This window comes from Massilia sp. MS-15, from assembly GCF_020176695.1.
GTDB lineage: Bacteria > Pseudomonadota > Gammaproteobacteria > Burkholderiales > Burkholderiaceae_D > Telluria > Telluria hydrophila.
This window is the reverse complement of the sequence record NZ_JAIWIA010000048.1, coordinates 1-12,843: the sequence shown is the minus strand read 5'-3', so window position 1 is coordinate 12,843 and position 12,843 is coordinate 1. Positions and strand designations below refer to the sequence as shown.

Sequence of the window (12,843 nt, the reverse complement as noted above, 5' to 3'; positions counted from 1 at the left end):
TTGCTTGCACGGCGATGGCGAATCAGCCGCCGGTGGTCGGCGGGGTGGTGCCAGTGCCCGTGGTGCCCGTGCCGGTGGTGCCGGTGCCGGTCGTGCCCGTGCCGGTGCCGGTGGTGCCGGTACCCATGTCGCCAGTGGTGCCGGTGGTGCCGGTGCCGGTGGTGCCGGTTGCGCCAGTGCCCATGTCGCCGGTGGTGCCGGTGGTGCCGGTGCCGGTGGCGCCGGTACCCATGTCGCCAGTGGTGCCGGTGGTGCCGGTGCCGGTCGCGCCGGTACCGGTGTCACCCGTGGTGCCGGTGGTGCCCGAGGTGCTGGTCGGCGCGGTGGCCGAGGTGTCCGGCGTCGTGGTCGTGGTGTCGGTGGCCGGCTCGTTCTTGCGGCAGGCGCCCAGCAGGGAGGCCAACACGGCAGCCGTCAGCAGGATTTTTGGTGCTTGGGTCAGTGCTTTCATTGTTTAAACTCCTCGTTCACGTCTATCTTGTGCCGCAGGGACCAGGTGAGGCCTTGGTCCTCGCGGCGCCAGGTTAGGTCCTCTGAGGGTTCGGGAACCCAGCAGTGGAACCATCAGGGAACCGACGCAACACGCGGCCCCGGTCAGTGCACGAATCCGACGAATGGCGCTCGCAGTCGGAATTGCCGGTTCACCGGATCTGTGCACTGTCGTACTGTGCCCGCAATCGCTTGCGGATTGCCGGGGCGTGCCCGCCTAGGCTGGCGCTCCCCGGCCCACCGGCGCTTGCCGGATGGTTCCGTGTCCGCCAGCATCTTCGCTGGCGATGTCTTCCAAGAGCGCGGGGATCTCTTGCGATATTTCCCGCGCCAGGTATCCAAGTGTGCCCATGCGTGCCGCCAGGCGTTCCCCGGCGCGCGCATGCAGGGCCACGCCCCAGCAGGCCGCCTGGTCGAGCGGGGCGCCGCGCGCCGCCAGCCCGGCAATGATGCCGGCCAGCACGTCTCCGGAACCGGAAATGGCCAGCCCCACATTGCCGCCCTCATGCTGGTACAACGTTCCATCCGGCGTTGCGATGACAGTGCGCGCACCTTTTAATGCAAGCACCGCGTTCCAGTCGCGCGCCGCGGCGATGGCGCGCGGATCGGGCGCCTCGACGATGCTGGCCTTGTCGATGCCGGTCAGGTGCGCCATCTCGCCCGCGTGCGGGGTCAGCGCGACCGGATGTTCGAAACGCCAGGGCCGTCCGGCCGGCCAGCCGGCCGGCGGGTGCAGCAAGGCGCCCATGGCGCAGGCGTCCAGCACCACGGCCGAGCCGGCCGCATCCAGGCGCGGCAGCAGGGCATGCACCAGGGCGGCCGTTGCCGCTTCGTCGCGCATGCCGGGCCCGACCAATACCGCATCGACCCGGTCGGCCAGCGGGTCGAGCGCGGCGACGGCGTCCAGGCTGAAGCCGGCGCTGTCGTGCTCGGCCAGTCCGATCACGCGCGCCTCGGGCATGGCCAGGGCCACCAGCTGGGCCACGCTGTGGCCGGTGGCGATGGTGAGCTTGCCGGCCCCCGCGCGCAGGGCGGCGGTGGCGGCCAGGATCACGGCGCCCGGCATCTCGCAGGAGCCGCCCAGCACCAGCACGTGGCCGCGGATCTCCTTGTCGCCCTCGAGCGCCGGCATCGGCACCGGCCAGCTGCGCAGCAGGGCGGTGTCGACATCGTGCACGGCGTTCGCGCGGCTGGCGGTGTCCAGGAGTGGTTCCATAAGGGTCGGGGTTCAGGCCTTCGGTGCCGCAGGCAGGTCCTTGCTGACGGTGACGGGGGTGCCGGTGGCTTCCAGCGGCGCCACGAAGTTCACCAGGCGCAGCGCCAGGGTGCCGCCCTTGCCCTGCGCCGGATCGTAGGCGTAGGAGGTGACCGAGCAGTTCGGCACGTCCCCGGCGCGGTCGAATGCGAGGATGGTTTTTTCGTCGAGGCGCTCGAACAGGTAGCGGAAGCAGTTGACCGTGACCTGATGCGCGACAATCAGCACACGTTCGCGGCAATATTCGCGCTTGAGGGTGTCGGCCACGCTGCGCAGGCGCAGGATGACGTCGCACCAGCTCTCGCCGCCGGGCGGGCGGAAGTAGAACTTGCCGACGTGCTGGCGCTGCTCATACAGGGCCGGATGATGGTGCGCGATGCCATGGGTGGTGAGGCGGTCGAGGATGCCGAATTCCTTCTCGCGCAGGCGCTCATCGGACTCGACCACCAACCGCGCGCGGTCGAGGCGCTGCATCAGGATGTTGGCGGTCTCGGCGGCGCGCACATAAGGCGAATGCAGCACCACGGTGGGCTGCTGCTCGGGCGGCAGGGCCGCGAACCAGGAACCGAGGGCCTGGGACTGGCGTTCGCCCAGTTCGGACAGGGGCACATCGACATCGCGGTCGGCGATGTCGATGTGGTGTCCGGCGGCGGCCTCGGCGATCTCGCGCGCGACGTTGCCGGCGCTCTGCCCATGCCTGACCAGCCAGACTTCCTGTGGCCACGTTTGTTCCATCACCTGCCCGTCTTCGATATTGACATGACGGCATCATAGACGGATTCTTCGGGCGCCAAGCGCACGATTGCAGCCCTTCCGCGCAGGCTCGCGGAGGCGTCGGAACCCTCTTACAAAGAGGGCGAAATCACTTAGGCGACCTGTTCTTCGCTGTCCAGGTTGGCTTCGATATCGCTGTGGAATACCCGCAGGTCGGTCTGCCCCAGGATCCGGCTGGTGAGCGTGCCGGCCGTGATGGAGCCGCTCACGTTGAGGGCGGTGCGGCCCATGTCGATCAGCGGTTCCACCGAGATCAGCAGGCCGGCCAGGGCCACCGGCAAGTCCATCGCCGACAGCACGATCAGGGCGGCGAAGGTGGCGCCGCCGCCGACCCCGGCCACGCCGATCGAACCGAAAGCGACGATCGCCAGCAGTGGCAGCAGGAAGGACGCGGTGAACGGATCGATGCCGACGGTGGGCGCGATCATCACGGCCAGCATGGCCGGATAGATGCCGGCGCAGCCGTTCTGGCCGATGGTGGAGCCGAACGAGGCGGCGAAGTTGGCGATGCCTTCCGGCGTGCCCAGGCGCGCAGTCTGGGTGGCCACGCTCATCGGGATGCTGCCGGCGCTGGTGCGCGAGGTGAAGGCGAACACCAGCACCGGGAAGATCCGGGTCGCCCAGCGCAGCGGATTCAAACCGCTGGCGCTCACCAGCAGCAGGTGCACGCCGAACATCAGCGCCAGCGCGCAGTAGGACGCGGCCACGAAGCTGGCCAGGCCCAGAATGTCCTGCAGGCTCGAGCTGGCGACCATCTTCGCCATCAGGGCGAACACGCCGAAGGGCGTCAGGCGCAGCACCAGGGTCACCATCCGCATCACGATCACGTGCGCCATGTGCACGAAGTCGCTGAAGGACTGGAAGGCTTCCGGCTTCTTGCCGGCGATGCCGGTGGCCGAGATGCCGATGAAGATCGCGAACACCACCACCGCGATGGTCGAGGTCTTGCGGGCGCCGGTCATGTCGAGGAAAGGATTGGCCGGGATGAACGAGAGCAGCATCGAAGGCAGCGAAATCTCCTTGGCCGCGGCCAGGTTGCCCTGTAAATATTCTCCGCGCGCCACCTCGGCAGTGGAGGCGGTCAGGCCGGCGGCGCTCAGGCCGAACAGCTTGGCCATCAGGATGCCGATCGCGGCGGCCACGATGGTGGTCGCGATCAGGATCCCGATCGTCAGGCTGCTGATGGTGCCGAGCGAGGCGGCATTGCGCAGCTTGAGGATGGCCTGCACGATCGAGACCATGATCAGGGGAATGATGATCATCTGGAGCAGCTTGACGTAGCCGCTGCCGACCACGTCCAGCCAGGCGCCGGTGGCGGCGATCTCGGGTGCGCTTGCCCCATGGACCGCCTGCAGCGCCGCACCCAGCACCACGCCGAGGCCGAGCCCGGTGAAGACGCGCTTGGTGAACGACACATGCTTGACTTGCAGCCAGTAGAGCAGGGCGCAGATGGCCAGCGCCACGCCCAGGTTGATCAGGACAAGAAAGTTCATTGGAGCCTTTTGAGACAACAAATGCGCAACAAGTGCGCTACGGAAATCATCGCAGCATTCTATCGCCAAACCGGTATCGCCGCCTGCCGGACCCGAGCGCAACCAGGCGCCGTCCTGGCCGAATAGCCTTGCCAGTCCGGGCAACAAAAATGTCATGCTGTCACGACTTTGTGGTGGTGCGGCGACGCTGGACGCGAATTAACGCAAACAGGGGCATCAAACCCGACGAAGTAAGGCAACTTGTTTCTATAATTCAATTTGTCTTGCATCCTTGCCCGCAACCAACTCGAGTTCTCATGCTTAAACATCTCACCATCACATCGCGCCTGATATTTGTCATCGCCTTCCTGGCTGCTGAACTCGTAGCAGGCGCCGTCATCGGCCTGTACAACCTGAGCGTCGCCAATGGTGAGCTGAAAAGCCTGCACGACGACCGCATCGTCGCGCTCAGCCAGCTCAGCCGTGTGATGCAGCTGAGCACCACCAACCAGCTGCTGGTGGCCCGCGCCGCCGACCTGGCCGACAGCGCCGGGCGCAACGCCCTCGTGGCCGAGATCGAGGCCAACGTGGCCAGTGTCTCGAGCAACTGGAAATCCTACGAACAGACCGAAATGACCGGTGAGGAAGCGGCGCTGGTGGCAAAATTCAGCGAAGCGCGCAAGGCCTTCCTGGCGCAGGGCCTGCTGCCCGCCATCGCGGCCCTGCGCGCCGGCGACGGCGAAGGCGCGAACCTGATCGCCGGGGGCGTCATGCAGCGCCTGTTCCAGCCCATGAGTGCGCTCGGCGGCCAGCTGATCGACCTGCAGCAGCGCGTGGCCCGCGCCGAGTACGAGCGTTCGCAGCAGACCTATGAAACCGTGCGCCTGGTGTGCCTGGCCGGCCTGTTGTTCGGCCTCGTGATGGCGGCCGTGGTGGGCTGGATGCTGGTGCGCGCCATCGTGCGCCCGATCGAGGAGGCGGTGCGGATCGCCCGCGCGGTGGCCGCGGGTGACCTGACCCAGCAGATCGACGTCGTTTCGCGCGACGAAACCGGGCGCCTGCTGCAGGCCCTGAAGGACATGAATACATCGCTGGTGCAGATCGTCAGCCGCGTACGCGCCGGCACCGATACCATCGCCACCGCCTCGGGCGAGATCGCGGCCGGCAACCTCGACCTGTCGAGCCGCACCGAGCAGCAGGCCGGTTCGCTGGAAGAAACCGCCTCGTCGATGGAGGAACTGACCTCGACCGTGCGCCAGAACGCGGACAATGCGCGCCAGGCCAACGCGCTGGCGGCCTCGGCCCAGCAGGTGGCGGGCAAGGGCGGCGCCGTGGTGGAGCAGGTGGTGCAGACCATGGGCGCGATCAACCATTCCGCGACCCGCATCGTGGACATCATTTCGGTCATCGACGGCATCGCCTTCCAGACCAATATCCTGGCCCTGAACGCCGCCGTGGAAGCGGCGCGTGCCGGCGAGCAGGGCCGCGGTTTCGCCGTGGTGGCGGGCGAGGTGCGCAGCCTGGCCCAGCGCAGCGCCGCGGCGGCCAAGGAAATCAAGGGCCTGATCGACGATTCGGTCGAGAAGGTGCAGCACGGTTCGGTCCTGGTCGACCAGGCCGGGGCGACGATGGCCGAGATCGTGCAGAGCGTGGGCCGGGTGACCGACATCATGGCCGAGATCACGGCCGCCAGCCAGGAACAGACCGCCGGCATCGAGCAGATCAACAGTGCCGTGGTGCAGATGGACCAGGTGACCCAGCAAAACGCGGCGCTGGTCGAGCAGGCTTCGGCCGCGGCCCAGTCGATGCAGGAAGAAGCGGCTGCGCTGGCGCAGGTGGTGGGCACGTTCCGGATCAAGGCGCAGGCTGGCGCGGCAATTGCGGCCCGCGTGCCCGCGCTGGATGCCAGCCCGGTCATGAAGGCCGCGGCGTTGACGGCTGGGAATGCGGCCGCAAAAGCAGCAGGAAGAGCAGCCGTGAAAGAAGCGGCGTCGGCGGCCAGGCCGGCCCGGCGCGCGCAGGCGGACAAGGCGCTGAAGACCCCGAAGGCACAGGCAGCCGAGACCACCGAGGGCTGGGAAGAGTTCTGACGCCAGGCGGCGTGAATGCAAAAGGCAGCGCCTGCGGCGCTGCCTTTTTTCATCCGGCGATGCCGGCCTTATTCGAGGACGATGACCAGCGCCGCCAGGCCGAGGGACAGGCCGATGCCGACGCCGATGCGGGCGCGCAGGCGGCGGCTGCTGGAGACGACGCGCTTGGCGAAGCTGCGCTTGGGCGTGGCCGGGATGCTGCGGTCGGTCGCTGCGGAACGGATGCTTGGGTGCGGATGTTCGAGGTTCATGCTGGTTTCCTTGTTGCCATCTCCACCGGAGAAAGGCGTTCGACGTTGGTGAAACGGTGTTGGATGGATCGGCAGCGTGGCAAGTTCCGGACGCGGGACGGTGGCGTACTGCCTTGGCCTTAGTAAATGTTATTCATTTTACATTTTTCCTTGCCGGATACAAGGGCGCACACGATTGCTTTGGGTTTCAAGGGCTTTCTGCGATACAACAATATCCGGCCAGCCCGCCACAAAGTCAAGCAATTACGGTAAGCCGTCGACGCAAACCAACACTCACTGAATAACGCTTCAGCAAGCTTCGACCAGGCGCCGATCCTGCCTATGCGAAGTGATACAAAAACGAAAGGATGATTTCAATTTTTGCATCATGTCGTTTCGGTCTGACTGGCCCCGGACCGAGACGGTTTCGTGATGTTGCCTGCATCGTCCTTGCGCGAGACAGGCGCTGCCCTAGACTGGAATCGGGCGCCCTGCACGACGACAGGGCGCATTTTCCGTCCTGAAAGGAAACGATCATGCGTACCCACAGTCTGGCACTTGCTTCCTCGCTGTTACTACTGGCGGTCGATGCTGCCGCCCAGTCGCGACAGTATCCCGTCATCGACGAATCGCAGATCTCGAGCGTGCAGGTGACGGCACCGGCGCGGCCCGTGCGTGTCTTCCAGGAAGACCTGGACGCCGTCAGCGGCATGTATGGCATGTCGAACGGCTGGCGCCTGAAGGTCGACCCGCGCGGCAATGGCCTCATCGCCCGGATCGACCGCCAGCCGGCGATGCGCCTGCTGCCCCTGTCGCGCGACCGCTTCGCATCGCGCGACGGCAACGTGGTCATGCGCTTCAACCTGGGCGACAGTGGCCAGGACATGGAGATGAGCTACGTTCCCGATCCGCGCCTGGCGCAGGTGGTGGTGGTGCGGGCGACCCTGGCCCAGCGCTGACGGCCGCTGCCGCCTGGTGCCCGATTGTGCGCAGCGCGGCAAAAGCAAAAAGCCCACGAACCTGTCGTGGGCTTCCTGTGTATTCGTGGTAGGCCGTGCTGGGCTCGAACCAGCGACCAACGGATTAAAAGTCCGCTGCTCTACCAACTGAGCTAACGACCCGAAAGAAGCGAGATTATAGGATGTGCCGGGCGCCCTGTCAAATGCTGTGTTGCGGCCGACGGCGGCCCGGACGCATCCCGTGGATCACTTGAGCGTGGCCAGGCGGTCCTTGGCGGTCTTGGCCGCGCTCGAAGCCGGGTACTTGGCCACCAGCTGCTGCAGGGCCTTCTTCGCGTTCTTGCTGTCCTTCAGCAGGGCATAGCTGCTGCCGATGTTGAGCATCGCATCCGGCACCTTGGCGCTGCTGGCGTAGGTCGTGGTGACCACTTCCTGGGCCGCGATGGCCTTCTTGTAGTCGCCCAGCGCGTAGTAGGCGTTGCCCAGCCAGTACTGGGCGTTGGCGGCATAGGCCGAATCCGGGTAGCGCCGCACGAAGTCCTGCAGCGCGGTCGCGGCGCCCTTGTAGTCGCCCGCCTGGATCAGGGCATAGGCGCTTTCGTAGGCGGTCTTCTCGGCCGGCAGCACCTCGGCGGTCTGGCCATCCACGGTTTCCTGCTGCGGCTCGAGCTTGCGGATACGCGCGTCGAGGTCGGCGTACAGCTGTTTCTGGCTCTCCTGGGCGCGGCTGATCTGGTTGGCCAGCACCTCGATCTGGCCGCGCAGGCGTGCGATCTCCTGCATGGTCTGCTCGTGCTGGTTCAGCATGTCGAGCTGGACGGTCTTGTCCGACTTGGACTCGAGGCGGCTGGTGAGGTCGCGCGTGATGGCATCGACCTTGGCGCGCAGTTCGAGGATAGCCTTGCGCGCTTCGCTGTCCTCGAGCAGGCCGGCTTGCGCCTGCAGCGGCAGCCAGGCCGCCAGGACCAGGGTGGCAAGACGGGACGGGGACAATTTCATCATGGCAGAGTTCTTTCCGGTTGCAGAGTAAAAACGGGGCGGATGCAGTCTGCACTGCCGTCCGCCCCGCTGTCAATCGGTCGTGGTGCCGACCGGCTGCCGACGCTTACTGGTAGACGATGTCGGCGCGGCGGTTTTCAGCCCAGGCCGCTTCGTTGCTACCGGTGGCTTTCGGCTTTTCCTCGCCCAGCGACACGGCTTCCATCTGGCTGTCCGACACGCCCAGTGCGGCCATCGCGCGACGCACGGCCTCGGCACGCTTCTGGCCCAGGGCCAGGTTGTACTCGGTGCCGCCGCGTTCGTCGGTGTTGCCCTGGATCAGCACCTTGCGGTTGCTGTTCTTGGTCAGGTAGGACGAGTGGTTGGCGACCACCGGCTTGCCGTCTTCGCGCACGACGAAGCTGTCGTAGTCGAAGTAGACGCTGCGGTTGGCCAGCACGCCGCGCGGATCGTTGAGCGGATCGACGCTACCGGTCTCGACCGGCTGTACGGCACGGGTGTCCGGGGCCGGTGCCGGCGCCGGGGTCGGGGTCTTTTCGACCACCGGGGTTTCCTGCAGCTTGGTCGACGAGCAAGCGGTCAGCAGGATGGCCGAAGCGATGAGGGCTGCTTTCTGGAAAGTGCGCATGGTTTTTCTCCTTGTCTAATAAAGTTTTACTTCATGAAGGGGCCCCAGCTGGGCTCCCGAATGTTTCCCGCATTGGTACTCAAGCGCTGCTTGACCCGTCCATCCACCGAGACCACGGCCAGCGAGGCACGCCCGCCGCCCTTGATCGCATACATGATGTACTTGCCGTTAGGCGAAAAACTCGGTTCCGTGGCCCCATCGGCCAGGCGAAGTTCCTGGCCCGTGGCCAGGTCCATCGCATACAAGGAGAAATTGCCGTTGCGCTGGGAAATCCAGGCCAGGGTCTTGCCGTCGGCAGACACGCGCGGGCTGATATTGTAGTTGCCGTTGAAGGTGACGCGGGTCGCGTTGCCGCCGCTCACGCTCATCTTGTAGATTTGCGGGCCGCCGCTGCGGTCGCTCATGAAGTAGATCGTCTGGCCGTCGGCCGAGAACTGCGGTTCGCTGTCGATCGCCGGGTTGTTGGTCAGGCGGCGGTGGCCGGTGCCGTCCGGGCGTACCGTGTAGATCTCGGTATTGCCGTCGCGCGACAGCGCCACGGCCAGCATGCCGCCGTCGGGCGACCAGGCCGGGGCCGAGTTGTTGCCCTTGACGTTCGAGATCACGTTGCGCCGGCCCGTCATCAGGTCCTGCAGGTAGACCACGGGTTTGCGGTCTTCCAGCGAGACATAGGCGACCTTGGTGCCGTCCGGCGACCAGGCCGGCGAGATGATCGATTCGCGGCCGTGGGCGGCCACGATCTCGTTCTCGCCGTCGGCGTCGGCCACCACCAGCGCATGCGCGCGCCCGGTGTCCTTGACGTAGGCGATACGGGTCGAGAAGATGCCGCGCACGCCGGTCAGCTTTTCATAGACGTCGTCGGCGATGCGGTGCGCCTGCAGGCGGATGTACTTCGGCTGGACTTCGCCGCCCAGCTGCGAGATCGGGGCGCCCTTGACGGTGTCGTGCAGCTTGTAGCGCACGGCGAAGCGGCCGTCCGGCTGGCGGACCACGCTGCCGACCACCAGTGCGTCGGCGCCGCGCGCGCGGAAGGCCGCCAGGTCGACGTTGGCACTGTCGCTGATGGCCTGGCCGGCGTCGATCACCTTGAATACGCCGCTGCGCTCGAGGTCGGCGCGAATGATGTCGGAAACGTCGGCCGGGGCGATGCCTTCGTCGGCGAAGGCCGCGACCGCCACCGGGATCTGGTTGCTGCCGACACCGGCAATCTCGACCTTGATCTGGGCCTGGGCGAACTGGAGTCCGCTCGTGCCCATCAGGAGGGTGGCGCTGAACAGCAGGTAATGGAGTTTTTTCATAGTCTGTCTTTGAACCGGATCAGTCGTAGTCTTTCATCGAGAAATTGACGTCGAGCGTGCGTTCCACCGTGCCGTCCTTTTTCTTCGGCAAGGGGGATGCCTTTTTGATACCATTTTCCACTGCTCTGTCAAACTCTGGCACACCGCTGCTTTTCACCAGGCGCACCGACATGATTTCGCCGGTCGGCAGCTGCTCGACCTTGAACACGGCCTTCGGATTGCCGGGCATGGTCGTGCTGCCGCCGTAGGCGGTGGCGCTCTTGATGGCGGCGGTGATCGCGGCCACGTAGCCGGCGTCGGCCTTCGGGGCGGTGGACTTCACGGCGCTGCCGCCGCTGCCGAGTGCGCCGGCCATGCGCTTGAGGTCATCCTGGCGTATCTTGTCCAGCCTTGCCTGTTCGGCCTTTTCTGCGGCAGCCTTCGCCTTGGCATCGGCCAACGCTTTTTGTTTGCGCTCGGCATCGTCTTTCTTGCGCTTGTCGTCGGCTTCCTTCTTGGCAGCCAGTTCCTTTTCCTTGCGATCGTTTTCTTTGCGATCCGCTTCCTCTTTTTCTTTTTGTTTCTGCTCGGCGATTTTCCGCTTGCGCAGATCTTCCTGACGTGCTTCCTCTTCCTTGCGCTGCTTTTCCTTCTCGACCAGGTCGCGCTTGCGCTCTGCTTCCTTGCGCTGTTTCTCGCGTTCCAGGTTGATGTCCGGTGGTGGCGCCGGGCGCTCCACTGGCGTCTCGGTCACGCGCGGCGGCGGTGGCGGCGGTGGCGGAGCAGGCACGGGTTCCGGCTGCGGCGTCGGTTCCGGCTCGGGCGGGGGCGGCAGCGGCGGCGCGGCCGCGGTCTGCACCGACATGTCCCACACCTCGGCCTCGACCGCCACCGGCTCGTTGTTCTGCCAGCTGATGCCGAACCACAGGAAGCCCAGCAGCACGGCGTGCACGGCCACCGCCAGCGCAAAAGCGGGCAGGCGGCTCGGTTCTGGCGGCACGCGGTAGGGCGTGCCGGCGGGGGCTGGCGTCATCGCGGACATATCACTTGGTGGCAAGTCCCACCCGGCTGATGCCCATCTTCCTGGCATCGGAGATCAGCTGGATCACATCGTTGTATTTGCTGTCGCGGTCGCCCGCTATCAAGACCGGATAGTCGGGATGTTCTTCGTGCAGGGCGCGCAGGCGCTCGAGCAGGGCGGTGCGGTCGGCCACGTCTTCCATCGGCACCCGGTCCTTGCCGCCGACGCCGATCGACAGCCGGTTCTCGGGCTGGACCGAGACCTGGATATAGGTATCCGGCGGCAGCGCCGACTTCTCCGCGCTCGGCAGGTTGACCACGCTCGGCACTTCGTTGGCCGGCACGGCCATGAAGATGATGAGCAGCACCAGCATCACGTCGATGTAGGGCACGACGTTGATCTCGGACTTGAACTTGCGCTTGCGTCCGCCGCGCAGGCTGCTGCTGGAAAATGCCATCGCCAGTCTCCTCGTTCAGCGCGCCTGGCGCTGCAGGATGTTCGAGAACTCCTCGACGAAGCTCTCGAAGCGGATCGCCAGGCGGTCGATGTCGTGGGTGAAGCGGTTGTAGGCCACCACCGCCGGAATCGCCGCGAACAGGCCGATCGCGGTCGCGATCAGCGCTTCGGCAATGCCGGGCGCGACCACGGCCAGCGTGGCCTGCTGCACGCTGGCCAGGCCGCGGAAGGCGTTCATGATGCCCCACACGGTGCCGAGCAGGCCGATGTAGGGCGAGACCGAGCCGACCGAGGCCAGGAAGTTCAGGTGGATGTCGAGGGCGTCCAGTTCGCGCTGGAAGGCGGCGCGCATGGCGCGGCGCGAGCCGTCCAGCACCGGCGTCATGTCGCCGGCGTCGCGCGCGGCCTGCTTGCCCTTGATGAATTCGCCCATGCCGGCTTCGAAGATGCGGGCCAGCGGTCCGCTCTGGTCGCGCTGGGCGCTGGCGCTCTGGTGCAGGGTGTGCAGGTTGCCGCCGGCCCAGAAGCTGCGTTCGAACTGCTCGGTCGCGGCCCGTGCCGCGCGCAGCGCGAACACCTTGCGGAAGATATAGGTCCAGCTGACCACGGAAAGCAGCAGCAACAGGGCCATGATCAGCTGGACCAGCAGGTGGGCGTTGGCGATCAGGGTAACGAACGAAAGGTCTTGGGTTGCGGTCATCGTGTGTTCTGTTGTCGTGGGTCGTTTCAGCTGGACAGGGGCCTATGCGGCGCGCATTTTATCAGCAGCACCTTCGGGGAGCGAGCGCGGCCGCATGGTGGCGGTATCGACGCAGCCGACCTTCACGCTGGCAGTCGTCAGGAGCTGCTCGCCCTTCCAGGCCTGCTGGGAGAACTGGACCGAGGCGCGGCCGAGCTTCTCGACCGTGGTGCGGATGCTCAGGACGTCGTCCAGCCGGGCCGGGGCATGGTAGTCGAGGGAGGCGCTCTTGACCACGAACGCCGCACCCTCGTCTTCGAGCAGCTGCTGCTGGCCAATCCCGGCGGCGCGCAGCCATTCGGTACGCGCGCGTTCGAAGAATTTCAGGTAATTCGCGTAGAACACGATGCCGCCAGCGTCGGTGTCTTCGTAGTAGACCCTCACTGTCCAGTCAAAAGCTACGGACATTTTTCCTGCCATTAAATGAATATAGGAAATATTTTACGCGATTTTA

The 12,843-nt window shown here is 65.9% G+C and carries 14 protein-coding genes and 1 tRNA gene; 2 read left to right on the top strand and 13 right to left on the bottom strand.

Features of this window, described 5'->3' with window-relative positions; all coding sequences use genetic code 11:
- Positions 1 to 22: 22 nt before the first annotated feature.
- The 4 genes from LCI23_RS17815 to LCI23_RS17800 all read right to left on the bottom strand — a co-directional run bounded on the left by LCI23_RS17815 (position 23) and on the right by LCI23_RS17800 (position 4,011).
- Positions 23 to 451, bottom strand: coding sequence for a hypothetical protein (locus LCI23_RS17815; protein WP_224947792.1), 429 nt, complete (start codon positions 449 to 451; stop codon positions 23 to 25).
- Between the two features lie 255 nt (positions 452 to 706).
- Positions 707 to 1,705, bottom strand: coding sequence for an NAD(P)H-hydrate dehydratase (locus tag LCI23_RS17810; RefSeq protein ID WP_224947791.1), 999 nt, complete (start codon positions 1,703 to 1,705; stop codon positions 707 to 709).
- Positions 1,706 to 1,717: 12 nt separating this feature from the next.
- On the bottom strand, positions 1,718 to 2,479 hold the full coding sequence (locus LCI23_RS17805; RefSeq protein WP_224947790.1) for a histidine phosphatase family protein: 762 nt from the start codon (positions 2,477 to 2,479) through the stop codon (positions 1,718 to 1,720).
- Positions 2,480 to 2,610: 131 nt separating this feature from the next.
- Positions 2,611 to 4,011, bottom strand: coding sequence for an L-cystine transporter (locus LCI23_RS17800; RefSeq protein ID WP_224947789.1), 1,401 nt, complete (start codon positions 4,009 to 4,011; stop codon positions 2,611 to 2,613).
- Positions 4,012 to 4,307: 296 nt separating this feature from the next.
- On the opposite strand from LCI23_RS17800, the gene LCI23_RS17795 reads away from it, so the two are divergent.
- The gene (locus tag LCI23_RS17795; protein WP_224947788.1) at positions 4,308 to 6,080 is read left to right on the top strand and encodes a methyl-accepting chemotaxis protein; all 1,773 of its coding nucleotides are present in this window, start codon (positions 4,308 to 4,310) and stop codon (positions 6,078 to 6,080) included.
- Between the two features lie 68 nt (positions 6,081 to 6,148).
- On the opposite strand, the gene LCI23_RS17790 is transcribed toward LCI23_RS17795, so the two are convergent.
- Positions 6,149 to 6,331: a hypothetical protein gene (locus tag LCI23_RS17790; RefSeq protein ID WP_224947787.1), complete on the bottom strand. Its 183-nt coding sequence runs from the start codon at positions 6,329 to 6,331 to the stop codon at positions 6,149 to 6,151.
- A gap of 515 nt (positions 6,332 to 6,846) precedes the next feature.
- Here LCI23_RS17790 and LCI23_RS17785 point away from each other — a divergent pair.
- A complete protein-coding gene (locus tag LCI23_RS17785) occupies positions 6,847 to 7,269 on the top strand; it encodes a hypothetical protein (protein WP_224947786.1) in 423 nt (140 codons plus the stop codon).
- An 86-nt stretch (positions 7,270 to 7,355) separates the two neighbouring features.
- On the opposite strand, the gene LCI23_RS17780 is transcribed toward LCI23_RS17785, so the two are convergent.
- The 8 genes from LCI23_RS17780 to ybgC form a co-directional block, all read right to left on the bottom strand.
- Positions 7,356 to 7,431, bottom strand: a tRNA-Lys gene (locus tag LCI23_RS17780).
- An 84-nt stretch (positions 7,432 to 7,515) separates the two neighbouring features.
- The gene (gene ybgF, locus LCI23_RS17775) at positions 7,516 to 8,271 is read right to left on the bottom strand and encodes a tol-pal system protein YbgF (RefSeq protein WP_224947785.1); all 756 of its coding nucleotides are present in this window, start codon (positions 8,269 to 8,271) and stop codon (positions 7,516 to 7,518) included.
- A gap of 103 nt (positions 8,272 to 8,374) precedes the next feature.
- Positions 8,375 to 8,896 (bottom strand): peptidoglycan-associated lipoprotein Pal, encoded by a 522-nt coding sequence (pal, locus tag LCI23_RS17770; protein WP_224947784.1) that lies wholly within the window; start codon positions 8,894 to 8,896, stop codon positions 8,375 to 8,377.
- A gap of 26 nt (positions 8,897 to 8,922) precedes the next feature.
- Complete coding sequence (gene tolB / locus LCI23_RS17765) at positions 8,923 to 10,194, bottom strand: Tol-Pal system beta propeller repeat protein TolB (protein WP_224947783.1); 1,272 nt, start codon at positions 10,192 to 10,194, stop codon at positions 8,923 to 8,925.
- 19 nt (positions 10,195 to 10,213) lie between these two features.
- On the bottom strand, positions 10,214 to 11,215 hold the full coding sequence (tolA, locus tag LCI23_RS17760) for a cell envelope integrity protein TolA (protein ID WP_307727740.1): 1,002 nt from the start codon (positions 11,213 to 11,215) through the stop codon (positions 10,214 to 10,216).
- A gap of 1 nt (position 11,216) precedes the next feature.
- Positions 11,217 to 11,651 (bottom strand): biopolymer transporter ExbD, encoded by a 435-nt coding sequence (locus LCI23_RS17755; protein ID WP_224947782.1) that lies wholly within the window; start codon positions 11,649 to 11,651, stop codon positions 11,217 to 11,219.
- 15 nt (positions 11,652 to 11,666) lie between these two features.
- The gene (tolQ, locus tag LCI23_RS17750) at positions 11,667 to 12,350 is read right to left on the bottom strand and encodes a protein TolQ (RefSeq protein WP_224947781.1); all 684 of its coding nucleotides are present in this window, start codon (positions 12,348 to 12,350) and stop codon (positions 11,667 to 11,669) included.
- A gap of 42 nt (positions 12,351 to 12,392) precedes the next feature.
- Positions 12,393 to 12,797 (bottom strand): tol-pal system-associated acyl-CoA thioesterase, encoded by a 405-nt coding sequence (gene ybgC / locus LCI23_RS17745; protein WP_224947780.1) that lies wholly within the window; start codon positions 12,795 to 12,797, stop codon positions 12,393 to 12,395.
- Positions 12,798 to 12,843: the final 46 nt, after the last annotated feature.